Annotated in this window: 13 protein-coding genes; 9 read left to right on the plus strand and 4 right to left on the minus strand. The window is 62.4% G+C overall.

Annotation, left to right across the window (positions count from 1 at the left end; genetic code table 11):
• Positions 1-20: 20 nt before the first annotated feature.
• A complete protein-coding gene (locus ABDZ98_RS08485; RefSeq protein WP_160589701.1) occupies positions 21-1,211 on the minus strand; it encodes an acyl-CoA dehydrogenase family protein in 1,191 nt (396 codons plus the stop codon).
• 141 nt (positions 1,212-1,352) lie between these two features.
• Between ABDZ98_RS08485 and smpB the strand changes: the two genes are divergently transcribed.
• From smpB to alaS, 8 genes are all read left to right on the plus strand, one after another.
• Positions 1,353-1,835, plus strand: a complete 483-nt coding sequence (gene smpB / locus ABDZ98_RS08490; RefSeq protein WP_160589700.1) for an SsrA-binding protein SmpB — start codon at positions 1,353-1,355, stop codon at positions 1,833-1,835.
• Between the two features lie 94 nt (positions 1,836-1,929).
• Entirely contained in the window at positions 1,930-2,493 is a 564-nt protein-coding gene (locus tag ABDZ98_RS08495; protein ID WP_237437360.1) for a DUF2062 domain-containing protein, read from the plus strand.
• Positions 2,494-2,521: 28 nt separating this feature from the next.
• Positions 2,522-4,981, plus strand: a complete 2,460-nt coding sequence (locus ABDZ98_RS08500) for a response regulator (protein ID WP_337190142.1) — start codon at positions 2,522-2,524, stop codon at positions 4,979-4,981.
• Between the two features lie 77 nt (positions 4,982-5,058).
• Positions 5,059-6,546 (plus strand): DUF4139 domain-containing protein, encoded by a 1,488-nt coding sequence (locus ABDZ98_RS08505; protein ID WP_160589699.1) that lies wholly within the window; start codon positions 5,059-5,061, stop codon positions 6,544-6,546.
• 10 nt (positions 6,547-6,556) lie between these two features.
• Entirely contained in the window at positions 6,557-8,179 is a 1,623-nt protein-coding gene (locus ABDZ98_RS08510) for a DUF4139 domain-containing protein (RefSeq protein ID WP_160589698.1), read from the plus strand.
• Between the two features lie 133 nt (positions 8,180-8,312).
• Positions 8,313-9,377: a recombinase RecA gene (gene recA, locus ABDZ98_RS08515; protein ID WP_160589697.1), complete on the plus strand. Its 1,065-nt coding sequence runs from the start codon at positions 8,313-8,315 to the stop codon at positions 9,375-9,377.
• 244 nt (positions 9,378-9,621) lie between these two features.
• A complete protein-coding gene (locus ABDZ98_RS08520; RefSeq protein WP_202385918.1) occupies positions 9,622-10,443 on the plus strand; it encodes a class I SAM-dependent methyltransferase in 822 nt (273 codons plus the stop codon).
• Positions 10,444-10,527: 84 nt separating this feature from the next.
• Positions 10,528-13,182 carry an alanine--tRNA ligase gene (gene alaS / locus ABDZ98_RS08525; RefSeq protein WP_160589696.1) on the plus strand — a complete coding sequence of 885 codons (2,655 nt, stop codon included), beginning with the start codon at positions 10,528-10,530 and terminating at the stop codon, positions 13,180-13,182.
• Positions 13,183-13,221: 39 nt separating this feature from the next.
• Here the strand turns inward: alaS and ABDZ98_RS08530 are convergent, their stop codons facing one another.
• Positions 13,222-14,985 (minus strand): cation:proton antiporter domain-containing protein, encoded by a 1,764-nt coding sequence (locus ABDZ98_RS08530; RefSeq protein ID WP_160589695.1) that lies wholly within the window; start codon positions 14,983-14,985, stop codon positions 13,222-13,224.
• A 26-nt stretch (positions 14,986-15,011) separates the two neighbouring features.
• Here ABDZ98_RS08530 and ABDZ98_RS08535 point away from each other — a divergent pair, with 26 nt between their 5' ends.
• On the plus strand, positions 15,012-16,289 hold the full coding sequence (locus ABDZ98_RS08535; RefSeq protein ID WP_160589694.1) for an FAD-dependent oxidoreductase: 1,278 nt from the start codon (positions 15,012-15,014) through the stop codon (positions 16,287-16,289).
• Here the strand turns inward: ABDZ98_RS08535 and ABDZ98_RS08540 are convergent.
• Both ABDZ98_RS08540 and ABDZ98_RS08545 read right to left on the minus strand, forming a co-directional pair.
• Entirely contained in the window at positions 16,286-17,884 is a 1,599-nt protein-coding gene (locus ABDZ98_RS08540; protein ID WP_160589693.1) for a bifunctional GNAT family N-acetyltransferase/carbon-nitrogen hydrolase family protein, read from the minus strand. The two genes, ABDZ98_RS08535 and ABDZ98_RS08540, sit on opposite strands and share 4 nt — an antisense overlap.
• A gap of 139 nt (positions 17,885-18,023) precedes the next feature.
• Positions 18,024-19,253 (minus strand): NADP-dependent isocitrate dehydrogenase, encoded by a 1,230-nt coding sequence (locus tag ABDZ98_RS08545; RefSeq protein ID WP_160589692.1) that lies wholly within the window; start codon positions 19,251-19,253, stop codon positions 18,024-18,026.
• Positions 19,254-19,297: the final 44 nt, after the last annotated feature.

Consider the following 19,297-nt stretch of genomic DNA (forward strand, 5'->3'; position numbering starts at 1 on the left):
GTTGGCAAAGCGCTGATCGCTCAATACAGCGGGCTCGGGTGTTCCTGACCCAGCATCATAGCGCCATACGTCGCCAGCGCCGCGTCGGACACGATCATGTGCTGGTTCAGCGTCAGCGCATCGCGGGTGCATTGTTCCAGCACCTGTCCCTGGAACACCGCATTGGCGCCCATCAGATCGAACAGCATGCGGGTGACATCCACCGCCATGCGGAAGCTTTCCACATTGGCCAGGGCGAGGCGGCCCTTGGTCCGGACCGATGGTGATCCGGCCTCAAGTTCGGCCCAGAAATCATTGGCGGCGCTGTATAAAAAGGCCCGCGCTGCGCCATATCGGGTGTCCGCGCGAGCGATGGCCATGCGCACGTTTTCCAGCTCTCCCATCGGGCGCGGCGGGATGCCGCCCTGCTTCTCGGCGATGGCTGCTTTGGCCGCATCGAGCGCCTTGGCTGCGCAGCCCAGCGGCACTGCGGCCATGGTGGTCACCCAGTTGAAACCGCTGGAATAGAGCGCCTGCTTGCCCTCAAACAGCGCCGCCTCGATCCGCATCGCCTGATCTTCGGGAATGAACACGCCTTGGGCGCGGTAATGGTTGGAGCCGCTGCCGCGCAGGCCATGCGTGTGCCAGCTATCCTCTATTTCCAGCTGGTCCGCGCGGCAGAAGGCGAGGCGGATTTCCGGCATGCCGTTTGCGCCGGTGACCGGCTGGCCATGCTGATGGATGATGCCGCCCGTCATCACCACATCGGCATGGGTGATCCCGCTGCCGAAGGGGAAGCGGCCCGAAAGCTCATATCCGCCCTCCACCTGTTCCAGCACGCCGCGCCCGGCGGTGAACTGGCCCGCGGTGATCATGTCCGCATCTGGCAACAGGCGCGCGGAGGCACCGGGCGGCAGCAATTCGGCCAGCAGGCCGCTGTCCGTGCCGATCTTCACGCACCAGCCGACGGAGGGATCTGCCCGCGCCAGCACTTCGATCACTTCGAGATGCTGCGGAAGGCTCATCTGCGGGCCGCCCTTGCTGATTGCGCGGCCCATGCGGAAGAAACCGGCGCGGCGCAGATCGGCCACCAGATCGGCGGGCAGGCGGCGCAACTGCTCGATCTCTGCGCTACGGGCGGCGATGGCGGGCGCCATCATATGCGCATTGGCGAGGATCTGCCCGGCGCTCAGATCACCGGAAATTGCGGCTGGCGTTGCAACACTTGCCATTGGTTTGAACTCTCCCCCGGCGAGTCGATGGCTCGCTTTGATCGCCAGTCTATCGCCCGCCAGCATAAGACCAAGTGCGCATGCCCATTTCTCCTTGTGCCATTTGCTTTTTCTGCGGGCGCGCCTACATGCCCGCTCACCATGGCGCGTCCCAAACCCACCCCTTTCGACAAGCAGAAGATCGTCGCCGAAAATCGCCGCGCGCGGTATGATTATCATATCGAGGACGTGTATGAGGCCGGTCTGGCGCTGCAAGGCACAGAGGTGAAATCGCTGCGCTTTGGCGAGGGCTCGATCGCCGAAAGCTATGCCGACATCCGCAATGGCGAGGTCTGGCTGATCAATGCCAATATTCCCGAATTCAGCCACGGCAACCGCCACAATCACGAACCCCGCCGCCCGCGCAAGCTGCTGCTGAAAGAGCGCGAGATAGAAAAGCTGTTCGGTGCAGTAGAGCGCAAGGGCATGACGCTGGTGCCCTTGTCGGTCTATTTCAACTCACGCGGACGGGCCAAGGTGGAACTTGCACTGGCCAAGGGCAAGCAGACGCATGACAAGCGCGCATCGATCAAGGATCGCGACTGGAAGCGCGACAAGGCCAGATTAATGCGCGAAAAAGGCTGATCGCACCGGTAGGTCGCCGTTAAGCGCCCGTTCGTCGAATGGACAGTAAGTGTCACTTCCTTGGCGATATTAAAGGTGTAAGGGACACCGCAGCATGACTGCCCAGAAACAGAGCTGGTACCGGCCCAAAATGCCGACGCGCGAGGAGATGGTTCGCAACCGCTGGCTTGCGCCAATCGCGCACCGCTTTGCGCGGTCGGAATTGTGGCGCTTTACCCGCCGTTCTGTGCCGCGCGGCACCGCTCTGGGTCTGTTCGCCGCCTTTATCGTGCCGTTCGGGCAGATTTTTCTCGCTGCATTCCTGGCTCTGCCGGCGCGTGCCAATGTGCCGGTGGCAGCGCTGCTGACCTTCATCACCAACCCCTTCACCGTGCCCTTCTGGATCGTGGTGGCCAACAAGGTCGGCCGCTTCGTGCTGAAGATCGATGCCGTGGCCGGCGGTGCCGCCCAGGCTGAACTCAGCAGTGGCAGGTGGGAAAGTTTCGGCTGGTTCCAGGTGCTTGAAGGCGTGGGAGTGACCGCATTCGGCTTCGTCATCCTGTCAGTGGTCACGGCTGCGCTGGGCTATGTGCTTTCCAGTTTCACCTGGCGCCTGATGGTGGCACGCAAATGGACCAGGCGACCGGGGCGCCGGAAAGTGCTAGACCCCGCGGAATGATCCGCGTGCAGGGGAAGGGAACGGGGCAGTGAGCGTGGCACGCATACAGCAATCACGCAGTCTGGTGGATAGTCTTGCCGTGGCCGCCGCCGTGCTGGCCAGTATCGCGCTGATCCATTTTGTCGCCGGAAATACCATCGTCACGCTGGCCTTTGCTGGCGGGCTGACGGTGCTGGGCCTGCTGGCCTATACCGCCGCGCGCTATCGCCCTGCACAACGCGAGGCGATGGAACTGGCGGCACCCGACTGGTCCGTAACCGTCGCCGCAATCGAGCAGCCCGGACAGGCCATAGCGATTACCGACCGTGCCAACCGGCTGGTCTGCGCCAATGCGGCGTTCGAATTGTGGTTCGGCTCCAGCATGGCACCGCCGCGCCTGCCGGTGGATGGCGGATCGTCCGAACTGCTCGCCAAGATCGCCCGCAATGCCTGGCGCGATGGCAGCAGCGGCGAAGTGGTGACGATCGCCGATGAAGGCCATTCCTGGACGGCGGAAGCGGTGCGCGCCGGGCGCGGGGACGACTTCCTGATCTGGCGTTTCAACCCGGTGCTGCGGGCCGAGCCGCTGGTTGCCATCAGCAAATATCTTTCCGGCACCTTTGGCCGCATTCTGGGTGCAGCCGGTATCGCCGCCGCGCTGGTGGGACCCGACGGGACAATTCGCGCGGTCAATCCCGCTTTTGCCAGGCGTGCTCACGGCGATGAAGGCGCCAGCATGGTGGGCCAGGAATTCGTGGCGCAATTGCGCTCCGACGACCGCGACCGCATCTATTTCACGCGCGAGGCGCAGAAGGGTTCGCCCCAGACGCTCGTCCACGTGCCATTGAGCGACCCGGCCGCAGTGGAGGGCGGGGCCGACAAATCCGCAGACGAGGCGCCCACGCTGATGCTGCTGCTTGATAGCGGTGTCGGACTGGGCGGCTGGGGCGGGGAGACGCGCGGCCAGGTGCCGCAGCTTGAGGCCTTGCTGGAACAATTGCCGCTTGGTCTGGCGATGACCGACAGGGACGGCCACTTCCTGTTCGCCAATCCCGCATTCCGCCGGGCTGCCGGGATCGAAGGGCGCAATCTTCCGCCCTATCCCTCCGACCTGGTGATACCGCGCGACAAGACCGCCATGTCCGATGCCGTGCGCCGTTATGGCCAGGGACCGGCCAACAGCGGAGATATTGCCGTGCGCCTCCGGCAGGAACCGGACGATCCTGTATCGCTGGGCCTTGCCGGTGTGCGCGGTCTGGGAGAGGCATCGGTGCTGCTCAGCCTGGCCGATACGACCGAGGAAACGCGCCTGAAAAGGCAGGTGGCGCAGGCCACCAAGATGCAGGCGGTGGGCCAGCTTGCAGGCGGCGTGGCGCATGATTTCAACAATGTGCTGACCGCCATCATCGGCTATTGCGACCTGATGTTGCTGCGTCATACGCCGGGTGACAGCGATTATGACGATATCCAGCAGATCAAGGCCAATTCCAACCGTGCCGCCAGCCTGACGCGGCAATTGCTGGCATTCAGCCGCCAGCAGACGCTGCAACCCGAAGTGCTGCAACTGCCCGATGTCCTGTCCGAAGTCTCGCAACTGCTCAAGCGGCTGCTGGGCGCCAAGATCACCCTGCGCGTCCACCATGATCGCAATCTGGGTCCGGTCCGGGCCGATCCGCGACAGCTGGAACAGGTCATCATCAACCTGGCCGTGAACGCCCGCGATGCGATCTATTCGGGCAAGGCCGGGGAAGGTGGCAGCGGCACGCTGTCCTTCGCCACGCGCAGGGTGGAAGCCAGGGACATCCGCCGCATGGGCAATGAGATCATCCCCGCTGGCGATTACACCGTGCTGATTGCCGAGGATACCGGCGGCGGCATCCCGCCCGATGTGATCGGCAATATCTTCGAACCCTTCTTCACCACCAAGGAACAGGGCAAGGGCACCGGTCTGGGCCTTTCCACCGTCTATGGCATCGTCAAGCAATCGGGCGGGTTCATCTTCGCCGGCAACACGAAGGCCGCCGATGGCACGACAAAAGGCGCGCGCTTCACCATCTACCTGCCCGTCCACAATGCCACCGAAGAGGAACTGGCCAAGGCCGAGGTGGAGGAAGCGGCGCGCAACTGGTCTGGCGGCGGACGCATATTGCTGGTGGAGGATGAGGATATGGTCCGCGCCGTGGCAGAGCGTGCTCTATCGCGGCAGGGATATGAGATCGTCACCGCCAGCGATGGCGATGAAGGTCTGGAGCAGGTCCAGGCGGGCGAGAAATTCGATCTCGTGGTCAGCGACGTGGTGATGCCCAGCATGGATGGCCCGGCCATGGCGCGCGAAATCCGCAAGTTGCAGCCGGACCTGCCGGTGCTGTTCATGTCCGGCTATGCCGAAGGTCAATTGCGCAGCCAGATCGACATGGCGGCGATGCATTTCATCCCCAAGCCGTTCAGCGTGCAGCAGATTGCCGACAAGGTGGGAGAGGTCCTCGCCCTGTCACGCAAACAGCCGTAGTCCCTCTGTTCAGCACGGATAAAGGTGAAGGTTACATTATTACATCGAATTCCCGCAATCGGGGGGAGAGGATCGATATGAAACTGCACGCTATTGCCCTGGCAGGCCTGCTTGCCGCCACCACGCTTGGTTCTGCTGCCAGCTTTGCCCAGACGGACCCGGCCAGCGACGAGACATCGCAAGGGGACGTTTCGGTCACCATTTATAACAACGGTCAGTCGCTGGTGCAGGATATCCGCCAGCTCGATATCCGCAACGGCAGGTCGGTCGTCACATTTCCCGATGTCTCCGCCATGATCCGGCCCGAAACGCTCAGTTTTGCCGCGGCCAACACCTCGATCGTCGAGCAGAACTTCGATTTCGACCTTCTGACCCCGCAAAAACTGATGGAGAAGGCGATTGGCCAGGCGGTCACGCTTATCCGCACCAATCCGGCCACTGGCGCAGAAACGATGCAGCGGGCCGAAGTGCTCTCCACCGTGGGCGGCGTTGTGGTGCGGATCAATGGCCACATAGAGGTGCTGCGCGATGATGGCCTGCCGGTGCGGGTGATCTTCGATGAAGTGCCGCCAAACCTGCGCGCACGGCCTACGCTTTCGGTCACGCTGGAAAGCAATCGGTCGGGCACGCGGCCTGCATCCATTCGCTATCTCACGCCCGGCCTTGGCTGGTCGTCTGACTATGTCGCGCTTTATGATGAACAGCGCGGCACGGTGGACATGCAGGGCTGGGTCACGCTGACCAACACCACCGGCACGACTTTTCACGCGGCGGACACTCTGTTGGTGGCAGGCAATGTCAGCGGCAGTTTCAGCCCCGCGCGGCGCGATCTGGTGCGGCCCGGCACCGAAACTGCGGACCGTGAGCGGCTGGGGGACTTCTATCTCTATCCGATCGCGGAGCGCACCACGATCGCCAACAACCAGACCAAGCAGGTCAGCTTTCTGGATGTGCAGGGCGTGCCCGCGCGCCGCGTCTACACCCGCAATGTCGGCTGGCTGACGAGCGATTCCGATCCGGTCAACGCCTCCAGCGCGATCAGCTTCTCCTCCAGCCGCGAGGGCGGGCTGGGCGATGCTCTGCCAGCGGGAACGGTGCGTTTCTACCAGAATGACAGCCAGGGTACCCCGCAGTTCATCGGTGAGAACGGCATTGGCCACACGCCGATGGGCAGCGTGCTCAGCCTGCGCACGGGCGATGCCTTCGACATTTTCGTCCAGGCCGAAGTGGAGCAGCGCGACCGCATCACCGCGGCGGAATATGAACGCAGTGCGCGTTACCGCGTGATCGAGGATGGCGAGGTTACCCGCACCGTGGAGGTGGAGCGTGCGGTCGATTATTATCGTACCACCATGCGCTACACCTTCACCAACGCCAAGCCGGAGGCGGTGGACGTGGACCTTGTCCAGTCTGGCCTGGACCGGGGCTGGTGGAGCCGCGATTTCCGCGTGGTGAATGAGGATGTGGCGGGTGAGCAGCTCAATGCCGGAACGCGCCGCTATGTCGTCAGCGTTCCCGCCAACGGGACGCGCATTGTGCGGGTCACATACGAAACCAGGTATTGAGGAGCCGCCGGTGGCGCGTCTCCACACATTGATCCTGCCGCTGCTGTTGTGGAGCGGCGGCGCAAGTGCCCGCGAGGTGGTGGATGCCTCCGCGCCGCAGGATCTGGCGGTTACCGTCTACCGCGATCCCAACCGCGGCCTTTATGGTGAAATGAACCGGGACTGGCCGCAAGGCTTCGCCATGATAAGCGAGACGCGGCAGGTTACCCTGCCTCCGGGCGAATCCACCATCCGCTTTACCGGCGTGGCAGAGGGCATGGTGGCCGTCAGCGCCATCGTCACCGGCCTGCCGGGCGGGACGATAGAGAAGAACCGCAATGCCGACCTGCTCAGCCCCGCTGCATTAGTGGACGGGACGCTTGGCAACCGCGTGCGCATCACCCGCACCAATCCCGGCACCGGGCAGGAGGCCAGCGAAAGCGCCATCATCCGCACGCGGGCCGACGGCGGACTGGTGCTGCAGACGTCGCAAGGGTTTGAAGCCGTGCGCTGTTCGGGCCTGCCCGAAAGGCTGACCTTCGATGCCGTGCCGGATGGCCTGTCCGCGCAGCCGGTGTTCTCCATCGATACGCGCGACGCTGCTGGCGGCACCTATCAGATCACGCTCACCTATCTTGCCTGGGGCTTCGACTGGCAGGCCAATTATGTCGCTACCCTGCACGAAAATGGCCAGGGGCGCGGTGCTGGCGAGGGCGGCGGCGGCGATGATGTGCGCATGCGGTTGATGAGCTGGCTGACCATCCTCAACGACAACAACCAGAGCTTTGAAGGCGCAGAGTTGATGGCGGTGGCTGGCACGCTCAACGTGGTCAGCGATTTTCAGCAGCTGGCCGATCCGCCTGATGCGCGGCCCTTGCAACTCACCTGCTACCCTTTCGGCAGCACGGCAGCGGGATCGCCTGAACCCTATTTCGGCTATGACTACGCCGTTCCACCTCCGCCCGCACCGATGATGGCAATGCGCGAAAGCATCGTGGTCACCGGCGCGCGGATGGCCGATGTCTCCAACGAGATGCCGCAGTTCAAGGCGGAGGAGGAGCAGCTGGGCGACCTCAAGCTCTATCGCATCCCGGAAAACGTCACCGTCTCTGCCCAGGGCCTCAAGCAGGTCGCCTTCCTCGACCGCGATGAGGTGGCCGGTCGCTTCCTCTATGAAACCACGTGCCAGCCATTTTATGAGACCGAAGAAGCACAGGCGGCCGATATCCTGTTCGCCACGGTGAATGACGAGGAGCATGGGCTGGGCGTTGCGCTGCCATCGGGTTCCATCGCCTTCTTTGAACCTTCCGCCACGGGTGAGCTGCTGGTGGGGGAGGAGAATTTGCGCGATTATGCCAGCGGCCAGGACGTCGAGATCGGGTTGGGGCAAAGCAGCCAGGTCTTTGCCCGCTGCCAGCGCCTGACCAGCCATGACCCCTATGAAGAAAAGACCTGGTCGCAGATGCGCACCACTCTCACCAATGCCAATCCTGCGCCGGTTTCGATGCGGGTTGTCCTGGGCAGTCCGGTGGAATGGGACCTGCGCGGAGTGGGCAGCACGGTCAAGAACGGCCGGCGAATCGTCGAAGTGACAATCCCTGCCAATGGGGAGCGGGTGATTGACTGGCAGGTCCGCCCGGCGCTGGCCGAATAGCGCCAAAAACCACCCTTTTCAGCAAATCCAACAAAAATTCTGTTCCGCTCTTGTTCTAATAGAACAAAGTGGGTACATAGTGTTCCAGTTGATGAATCGAATGCAACGCTAGGAATGATTGGAGGGCCGTGTCATGGCTGCAAGTCTGAAATTGGTAGACAAGGAATCCAAGGTGGACCGTCAGAAGGCTCTCGACGCAGCGCTCGCGCAGATTGATCGCGCATTCGGCAAAGGCTCGGCCATGAAGCTGGGCAGCAAGGAAACGATGAACGTGGAATCGATTTCCACGGGATCGCTCGGCCTTGATATCGCGCTTGGTATTGGCGGCCTGCCCAAAGGGCGGGTGATTGAGATTTACGGCCCTGAAAGTTCGGGCAAGACCACGCTGGCGCTGCATGTGCTGGCCGAAGCGCAGAAGAATGGCGGCACCGTCGCTTTTGTCGATGCCGAACATGCGCTCGATCCTGTCTATGCCCGCAAGCTGGGCGTGGACATTGATGAACTGATCATCTCGCAGCCCGATACCGGCGAACAGGCGCTGGAAATCGTCGATACGCTGGTGCGCTCTAACGCGATTGACGTGCTGGTGGTCGATTCTGTTGCGGCACTGGTGCCGCGTGCAGAAATCGAAGGCGAGATGGGTGACAGCCATGTCGGCCTGCAGGCCCGCCTGATGTCGCAGAGCCTGCGCAAGCTGACCGGTTCGATCAACCGTTCCAAGTGCATGGTGATCTTCATCAACCAGCTGCGCATGAAGATCGGCGTGATGTACGGCAATCCGGAAACCACGACCGGCGGCAATGCGCTCAAGTTCTATGCTTCGGTCCGCCTCGATATTCGCCGCACCGGCCAGATCAAGGACCGGGACGAAGTGGTGGGCAATTCCACCCGCGTCAAAGTGGTCAAGAACAAGGTCGCCCCGCCGTTCAAGCAGGTCGAATTTGACATCATGTATGGCGAGGGCATCTCCAAGCTTGGTGAAATCCTCGATCTGGGCGTGAAGGCCGGTCTGGTGGAGAAATCGGGTAGCTGGTTCAGCTATGACAGCATCCGCATTGGCCAGGGGCGTGAGAACTCCAAGCAGTATCTGAAGGAAAATCCCGAGGTTTGCGACAGGTTGGAAGCCGCCATTCGCGGTAAAATCGACGTTGTCGCCGAGGAAATGATGGCAGGCCCGGACGCGGAGCCTGAAGTCTGATCCTCAAGAAGCTGCGCCCGGCCGGTTGATTTCGGTCCCTGGGGTGCGCTTATGGAAACGGAGCCGGCGCAATGCCCCAATCGGGCAGAGCGTCGGCTTCTTTCGTTCTGAAATCGCTGCCGGTGCTGCTGGCCTAGTTTCAATTCCGATCCATTCGTTGCACTGGAATTGTGCAGGCCTTGGGTGCTATCCACCTGCTGCAACTGACAATTTGCTGCCAGCGGGCAGCGGGGATGGACGGATAATGGACAAGAGCGAATGGCAAACCAGCGCTGGTGACACCTGGGCGGCGGAATGGCGCAGAACCGATCGCAGCTTTATCGCGGTAACCGACAAGCTGATCGAGCGGACACGCAGTTTCAATTTCAGCCAACTGCTGGATATTGGCTGCGGGGCAGGGGAGCTTTCGCTTGCCCTTGGTCGCGGCAGGCCGGAAGTGCGCGTGCTGGGTGTCGATGTCTCACCGGCGCTAGTCACGGCAGCCCGATCGCGCGCGGTCAATCTCGCCAATGTGGATTTTGATCTGCACGATGCCGCCACATGGGCACCACCTGCCGGATTCGCTCCGCAATTGCTCGTCTCCCGTCACGGGGTGATGTTCTTCGATGATCCGCCGGCAGCTTTCGCCAATCTTGCGCGCGCCGCGGATGCAGGCGCCAATCTGCTGTTTTCATGCTTTCGTTCGCCAGCGGAAAATCCTTTCTTCACCGATGTCGCACGTCTCCTGCCGCAGGCCCCGCCGCCTCCGCCACCCGGTACTCCTGGCCCGTTTGCCTTTGCCGACAAGGACCGCATGACATCAATCCTGACCGCCGGTGGCTGGGAATCCATCGCCATCGATCCGTTCGATTTTGCCATGGTGACCGGGGCTGGCCCGGATCCGGTAGAAGATGCCGTCGGCTATTTCTCCACCATTGGCCCGGCAGCCACCGCCGCGCGGGCGATGGAAGAGAGTGACAGGGAGCGTTTCCTTGACCGGATTCGCGATCTGGCCAGCCGCAATTGCCGGGAAGGCATCGTCTCTCTGCCCGCCGCCGGGTGGATCGTCACCGCGCGCAGGGCCTGACTCTGTGCAAAATCGAACGCGGCGATTGCTGCAAGCGCTTTAATGCGCTTGTCGAGGTCGCCGCCACGTCCTAACTCGGCTGGCATGAATTCTACCAACGATATCCGCCGCGCGTTTCTCGACTATTTCGCGGCCAATGATCACCTTGTGGTGCCATCCGCGCCACTGGTGCCCTATAATGATCCGACGCTGATGTTCGTGAATGCGGGCATGGTGCCGTTCAAGAACGTGTTCACCGGGCTGGAAACACCGCCCGCGCCGCGCGCTGCCAGCAGCCAGAAATGCGTGCGCGCCGGGGGCAAGCACAACGATCTGGACAATGTCGGCTATACCGCGCGGCACCTGACCTTGTTCGAAATGCTCGGCAATTTCAGCTTTGGCGATTACTTCAAGGAGCGCGCGATAGAGCTCGCCTGGGGCATGATCACCAAGGAACTGGGCCTTGATCCGCAGCGCCTTTCAGTCACCGTCTATCACACCGATGATGAGGCGTTCGACCTGTGGCGCAAGATCGCCGGCCTGCCCGAAGACCGCATCATCCGCATCGCCACCAAGGACAATTTCTGGGCCATGGGTTCGGACGGACCGTGCGGCCCGTGTTCGGAAATTTTCTGGGATCACGGTCCTGAAATCGCCGGTGGCCCGCCCGGATCGCCCGATGAGGATGGCGACCGCTTCGTCGAGATATGGAACCTGGTGTTCATGCAGCACCTGCAGGAAGCGGACCAGATCACCGGGGACCTTCCGCGCCCCAGCATCGACACCGGCATGGGGCTGGAGCGTATCGCCAGCGTGATGCAGGGCGTGCACAATGTGTTTGAGACAGACACATTCCGCGAACTGATCGCCGCCAGCGAGGAAATGTCCGGTGCCAAGGCGCAGGGTGAGCAGCTCGCCAGTCACCGGGTGATTGCCGATCACCTGCGTTCCACCAGCTTCCTGATTGCCGATGGCGTGCTGCCGTCCAACGAAGGGCGCGGCTATGTGCTGCGGCGGATCATGCGCCGCGCCATGCGCCATGCGCATCTGCTGGGTGCGGACAAGCCGCTGATGCACCGCCTGGTGCCCGCTCTGGTGGGCGAGATGGGCCAGGCCTATCCTGAATTGCCGCGCGCCGAAGCGCTCATCACCGAAGTTCTAGAGCGTGAGGAAACCCGTTTCCGCCAGACGCTGGAAAAGGGCCTGCGGCTGCTCGATGAGGAAACCTCGCAGCTGGGCGATGGCGACAGCCTGCCGGGCGAAACCGCCTTCAAGCTGTATGACACATTCGGCTTTCCCTACGATCTGACCGAGGATGCCCTGCGCGCACGCAACATCACCGTGGACCGCGACGGGTTCGATGCCGCCATGGCGCAGCAGAAGGCCGCTGCCCGTGCCGCGTGGAAGGGTTCGGGCGCAGCTGCGGATGGCGAATTGTGGTTTGATATTGCCGAGCGCGAAGGCGCCAGCGAATTCACCGGCTATGCCGCCACCGAGGGCGAGGGCCGTGTGGTGGCGCTGATCGTTGATGGCAAGGAAGTCCAGCGCGCCGATTCGGGGCAGGAAGTGATCCTGCTCACCAATCAGACGCCCTTCTATGGCGAAAGCGGCGGCCAGACCGGTGACAGCGGCACGATCAGTGGCGATCGCCGTCTGGAGATGGTTGTCAGCGACACTTCCAAGCCTCTCGGCCGCCTGCATGCCCACCATGGGCGGATCACCGGCGGGTCTGTGGAAGTGGGCGACACCGTGCATATGCAGATCGATGCAGAGCGCCGTGATTGCATCCGCGCCAACCACTCCGCCACGCATCTGCTGCATGCCGCCTTGCGCAATCATCTGGGTGACCATGTGACGCAGAAGGGTTCGTTGGTTGCGAACGACCGGCTGCGCTTCGATTATTCGCATCCCAAGCCGCTCGATGCGGATGAAGTGGAAGCGATCGAAGCCGAAGTGAATGCCGAAATTCGCAACAATGCACCGGTTTCCACCCGCCTGATGAGCCCCGATGACGCCATCGAGGCGGGAGCCATGGCGCTGTTTGGCGAGAAATATGGCGACGAAGTGCGCGTCCTCTCCATGGGCCGCGGCGACTGGCAGGGTTCGGGCCGCAATTACTCGGTCGAGCTGTGCGGCGGCACCCATGTGAAGGCGACCGGCGATATCGGCCTGCTGCGGATCATCTCCGATAGCGCGGTATCATCGGGCGTGCGCCGGATCGAGGCGTTGACGGGTGAAGCCGCGCGCAAATGGGTTGTCGGCCGCGAGGATGCGCTGAAAGCTGTCGCCGCCACGCTCAAGACCGCGCCCGATGAAGTGCTCGAACGCGTTGCTGCGCTGATGGATGAGCGCAAGAGCATGGAACGCGAACTGGCCGAGGCGAAGAAGCAGCTCGCGCTTGGCGGCGGGGGCGGTTCGGCGCCTGCTGCGGACGAGGAAGTGGGCGGGGTGAAATTCTCCGGCCAGGTCCTCCATGGCATGAATCCCAAGGAATTGCGCGGCCTGCTGGATGAAGCAAAGCAGCGCATGGGATCGGGCATCGCGGCAATCTGCGCGGTCAATGATGGCAAGGCAGCCTTTGCCGCAGCAGTGACCGATGACCTGACCGATCGCTTCAGCGCGGTCGACTTCGTGCGCGCGGGTGTCGAGGCGCTGGGCGGCAAGGGCGGCGGTGGCCGCGCGGACATGGCACAGGGCGGCGGACCCGATGGGGACAAGGCCGATGAGGCGATTGCCGCTGCGAAAGCTCTGCTGGCCTAGGACCGGACTTCAGCTCGCCTGACTTCAGGTCGTTCGACTTCAGGTTTCCGCCGTGGATGTGCGCAGCTTGGGCTTGTGCTCAAGCGCGCCTTCCAGCTGGATGCGTTCGCGGAATTCGTCACGCTTTTCATGGATCGAGGCGATCACCGGACCCATCGGTACGCCCAGGTCCACCAGCACCGCTTCTGACAATTGCAGCGAGCTTTCCAGCGTTTCGGGCACGGCAGTGCTTGCCCCGCTGCGATAAAGCTCCGCCGCGTGATAGGAATCGCGCGCGCGGGCGATGATCGGCAGGTCCGGGTGGGCAGTGCGCAATCTGCGCACCAGACTTTGCGCCAGGATATGTTCGTCCATGGTCAGGATCACCGCCGGGCAATCCGCCATTCCCAATTTGTCGAGAATATCGCCGCGCGCCGCGTTACCGAAAATGGCGTTATAGCCGTCGCGACGGGCGCTTTCGATCAGGTCTGAATCGGAATCGATGCCGATATAGGGCTGGTCATGCTTGTCGAGCATCTGCGCCACAAGCCGCCCCACACGGCCAAGGCCGACGATGATGACGCGCGGCCTGCCATCCTGGGCCATGGCTTGCGTCATGTCGGGTGCGGGCTCCACCCGGCGCGCCATGTGCTTGCCGAGCTTGGCCAGCAACGGAGTGATGGTGAGGCCGATTGCTGTGACGATCTGCCAGAACTGCGCCGTGCCGGGCTGGATCAGCAGCGCCTGCGTGGCCGCGGCCAGCACGATCAGCGTGGTCTCCGACGGGCTGGCCATCAAAATGCCGGTCTCCGTCGCCGTGCTGCGCCGCGCACCCATCATCCGCAGCAACACGCCGGTGACCAGCGCCTTCAATGTCAGCACGCCGACAACGGCAGCCGTGATGGTCCACAGATTGGCCCAGATCGTTGTCAGGTCGATTCCCATGCCAACGGTGATCAGGAAGACGCCCAGCGCCAGGCCCTTGAACGGCTCCATGATGCCTTCGACTTCGGTGTGGTACTCAGTTTCCGCGATCAGCAGTCCGGCGATCAGCGCGCCCACGATGGGGGAAAGACCCACCAGAGCCGTGGCCAGGCTGGCGCCGATCACCACCAGCATACTGGCGGCCAGGAACAGTTCGGGGCTCTTCGCGCGCGCTGCCAGAGCGAACAGGCGCGGCAGGGCAAAGCGGCCCACAACCATCATCGCGATCACCACCAGCGCGCCTTGCCACAGCGTATCGAACAGGCCGGTCATGCCGTCGCTTTGCGCATAGGGGGCGAGCGCGCCGAGCAGGAAGATGATCGGTACGATCATGATGTCTTCGAACAGCAGCATGGACAGCGCCGCGCGCCCGACCGGGTTCGTGGTTCCGGACATGGGCAGGACCAGTGCGGTGGAGGAGAAGGCGAGCGCAAGGCCAAGGCCCAGCGCGCCGGTCCAGTATTGGCCGAGCATGGACAGGAAGGCCGCCAGCAGCGAACCGATGATCAGCAATTCCAGCGCGCCAAGCCCGAAGACCAGCCGCCTCAGCTCCCACAAGCGGTTGAAGCTCAGCTCCAGCCCGATGGAAAACAGCAGCAGGATGATGCCGAATTCAGCAAAAGGCTCCAGCCGCACCGGATCGGTGATGGTGAAATAGCTCAGCCATTCAAACTGATAGACCAGCCGGCCCAGCCCAAACGGACCCACCAGCAGACCAACCAGGATGAAGCCGATGATCGGCGTGATCCGGAAGCGGGCAAAAAGCGGGATGACAAGACCAGCCGCGCCCAGGATCACCAGGGCATCGGACATCATGGGAGAGATTGCTTCACCGTGCATTACAAATTCACTATGTCAGATAGGACATGAACGCTGCAACGCACAATTCGCCAGATGTCATAATTGTTGGGGGCGGCCCGGCCGGAATGATGTGCGCGCTGCTGCTGGCGCGGGCTGGGGTCAGCGTGACGGTGCTGGAAAAGCACGGTGATTTCCTGCGCGATTTTCGCGGCGACACTGTCCATCCCTCGACGATGGAGGCGCTGCATGAGCTGGGTCTGCTGGAGAAATTCCTCCAGCGCCCGCACGAAAAGGTCGCCAGCGCGCAAATTCGCATTGCCGGGATCGATTATACGATTGGCGATCTTTCGCACCTGAACGTGGCGGCTCCCTTCATCGCCATGATGCCGCAGTGGGAATTCCTCGATTTTCTGCGCGATGAGGCCGAGAAATATCCCGGCTTCACGCTGGCAATGGAGGCCGAAGCGACCGGTTTCATCGAGGAGGATGGCCGGATCGCCGGGGTCACGATGGCAGATGGCCGGCAACTGCGGCCGCGCCTGCTGACTCTGATGTGCGATGGCCGCGGGTCACTGGTGCGCAAGCGCAAGCTGCTGCCGCTTTGCCAGATCGGTGCGCCGATGGACGTGTTCTGGTTCCACCTGCCCAAGGCCCCGCACAATGGCGAGGCGCTACGCGGCGCGATCGATACCGGGCGGATGATCGTGCTGATCGACCGGCGCACCTATTGGCAGGCGGCATTCCTCATTCCCAAGGGCAGCGCCGATGAGGTGCGCGCAAAGGGTGTGGGCTGGATAAAGGCGCAAGTGCAGGCGGCATTCCCGGAGCTGGACCTTGGCGGGCAGGGTGGCGGCGGGCAGGGCGGCGGCGGGCAGGGCAGCGGTGGGCAGGGTGGCCTTTCCAGCCTCGACGATCTGTTCCTGCTGCGCGTGTCGCTCGACCGGCTGGAGGAATGGTGCAGGCCCGGCCTGCTGGCGATTGGCGATGCCGCCCATGCGATGAGCCCGATTGGCGGGATCGGCATAAATCTGGCGATTCAGGACGCTGTCGCCGCCGCGAATATTCTGGCCACGCCCTTGGCGCAGGGGCGCAATGTCGATGACATGCTGCATCTGGTGCAGGAGCGGCGCCTGTTTCCCACGCGGGTGATCCAGCGCGGGCAAAAGGCGGCGCAGGATACGATCATCGGCGCGGTGCTTTCCGGCAGACCGATCACGCGCGCGCCATGGCCGGTGCGCCTGCTCGGTGCGGTTCCGCTGCTGCGGCGTATTCCCGGCAGGATTATCGGGCTGGGCGTGCGGCGCGAGAGCGTGCAGTCACCCAACGCCTTTGGGGCAGACTAGCCGCCGCCGGGACCATGCTGGCGGACCGGGGGAGGGCCATCGGGTTCTGTGCTGCCCGATGCGTTGTCTGCCCATTCAATGCGGTAAAGGTCGAACCGGCGATCTGCCAGATTGCGCACGGTGCCTTCGGCGCGCGCCCAGCTGAGGTCAGCCAGGTTCACGTCGCTGATGGTCAGCGTCTCGACATTCTCGGTCGCCTCGGCGGCAATGCCGTCACGCGCGAAGGGGAAGTCGCAAGGCGTCAGGATGCAGCTTTGCGCATACTGAATGTCCATGTTGGCGACATTGGGCAGATTGCCGACATTGCCGCTGAGCACCACGAAACATTGGTTCTCGATTGCCCTTGCGGCCGAGCAATAGCGCACGCGCAGATAACCCTGACGGCTATCGGTGCAGAACGGCACGAAGATGATCCGCGCGCCTTCATCCACCAGGCGGCGGGTGAGTTCGGGGAATTCTGAATCGTAGCAGATCTGCACGCCGATGGGGCCGCAATCGGTCTGGATCACGTCGATCGAATCGCCGCCCTTGATGTTCCACCAATAGGCTTCGTTCGGGGTGGGGTGGATCTTCTCCTGCTCATGCACAGATCCATCGCGCAGGCAGACCATGGCGACATTGTGAATGTCGCCGTCCGCCATGCGTGTGGGGTGCGATCCGCCGATGATGTTGATGTTGAACTTGAGCGCCATGTCCGAAAGCGACTGGCGAATGCGCGGCGTGTAATTGCTGAGGCATTCGATGGCTTCGATGGGAGACAGTTCTTCCTCCTCCGCGCTCAGCAACATGAGCGTGAAGAGTTCGGGAAAAAGTATGAAGTCCGATTCGTAATTACTTGCAACATCGACGAAATATTGCACCTGGCCGATGAATTCCTCGTAATCCTTCACCGCCCGCGCCTGCATCTGGCAGGTGGCAATGCGCACACCTTCCACGCCGCGCGGAACCTTGTGGCGGGCATCGTCTTCCTGATCCACGAACGGATTGCGCCAGACCATGTGGACAGATGCGGCGCGGCTCTGCACGTCATCTGGCAGATAGTCTTCCAGAATGCCGATAGGCTCAAACCCGTTGGCCAGCTGGAAGCGGATCACCGGATCGTGCAACTTGCCGGCCACCACCTGATCGACATAGTCCTGGAAGCCCTTGACCCGGCGCCAGTTCTTCTTGAGATTGGGCATGCGTCCGCCAAACACGATGCCTTTCAGTTCCAGCCGTTCCGCCAGCTTGCGGCGCTCTTCATACAGGCGACGCCCGATGCGCGTGCCGCGCACCTTGGGATCGACGCACATCTCATAGCCGTACAGCCAGTTGCCGGTGGGATCGTGGCGGCTGCCGTATCCATCGCCGGTAATCTCGCTCCAGCTGTGCGGCTTGAGCGCCTTTTCGCCGCCGATCCGCATGGTGGCGCAATAGCCGACCACCGTGCCATCCAGAATGGCCACAAAGCAGCCCTCGGGATAATTGTTGAGCTGACCCACCAGCTTGCGCCGCGGATAGGGCGCGAACTCGTCATACACCCGGCGCACCAGCGCGCCGATGGCGGCAATGTCAGACGGTGCTGCCTGGCGGATTTCGAGACGGGCCTTGCTCATATATGCTCCTGATTGATCATTGGACGAGAGTCAGGCCATCGCACAGGCGATGCAACCGGGAACAGACGGTACGCGGGCAGTTTTTGACAAGCTCTGGAAAGTCCAGAACCTGATCAGCCCAGAACTTCAACCCAGAACCTCAACCCAGGCCCTGCGCAGCCATTTCCGCTTCCAGACCATCGACAATGGCTTCGAAGAACTGCTCGGTGGTCATCCATGCCTGGTCGGGGCCGATCAGCAGCGCCAGATCCTTGGTCATCTTGCCTTCTTCCACGCATTTGATGCAGACCCGCTCCAGCGTTTCGGCAAAGGCCACCACATCGGGCGTGTTGTCGAAACGGCCGCGATACATCAGGCCGCGCGTCCACGCGAAGATGCTGGCGATGGGATTGGTCGAAGTGGCCTTGCCCTGCTGATGCTGGCGGTAATGGCGGGTAACCGTGCCATGCGCGGCTTCGGCTTCCACGGTCTTGCCGTCTGGCGTCATCAGCACGGACGTCATCAGGCCCAGCGAGCCGAAGCCCTGCGCCACGATATCGGACTGCACGTCTCCATCGTAGTTCTTGCAGGCCCAGACGAACTTTCCGCTCCACTTGAGGGCGGCGGCAACCATGTCGTCGATCAGGCGGTGTTCGTAGAAGATTCCGGCTTCCTTGAACTTGGCATCGAAGCCTTCGGTGTCGAACACTTCCTGGAACAGGTCCTTGAAGCGGCCATCATAGCGCTTGAGGATGGTGTTCTTGGTGGAAAGATACACCGGCCAGCCACGGTCGAGCCCGTAATTGAAGCTGGCACGGGCGAAATCGCGGATGGATTCGTCCAGATTGTACATCGCCATGGCCACGCCGGGGGCTTCGAACTCGTACACGTCGAGGTCGATCTTCTTGCCGTCGGCACCTTCGAAAACCAGCCGCAGCTTGCCCGCACCGGGAATCAGCGTGTCGGTGGCGCGGTACTGATCGCCAAAGGCATGGCGGCCAACCACGATGGGATCGGTCCAGCCGGGCACCAGGCGGGGCACGTTGGAAATCACGATCGGCTCACGGAAAATCGTTCCGCCCAGAATGTTGCGGATCGTGCCGTTGGGGCTGCGCCACATCTGCTTGAGGTCAAACTCCTCAACGCGCGCTTCGTCAGGAGTGATGGTGGCGCACTTCACGCCCACGCCATACTTCTTGATGGCATTGGCCGAATCGATGGTGATCTGGTCATCGGTCTCATCGCGCTTTTCGACCGAGAGATCGTAATACTTCAGGTCAACATCGAGGTAGGGCAGGATCAGCCGTTCGCGGATCCACTGCCAGATGATTCTCGTCATCTCATCGCCATCGATTTCCACAATCGGGTTTATGACCTGAATTTTTGCCATCGGGGCTTCCTGTGTTGTCTGGATTCTGAAGGGAATTTGGGGCG

It is taken from the genome of Alteraurantiacibacter aestuarii (genome assembly GCF_039523595.1).
GTDB lineage: Bacteria > Pseudomonadota > Alphaproteobacteria > Sphingomonadales > Sphingomonadaceae > Alteraurantiacibacter > Alteraurantiacibacter aestuarii.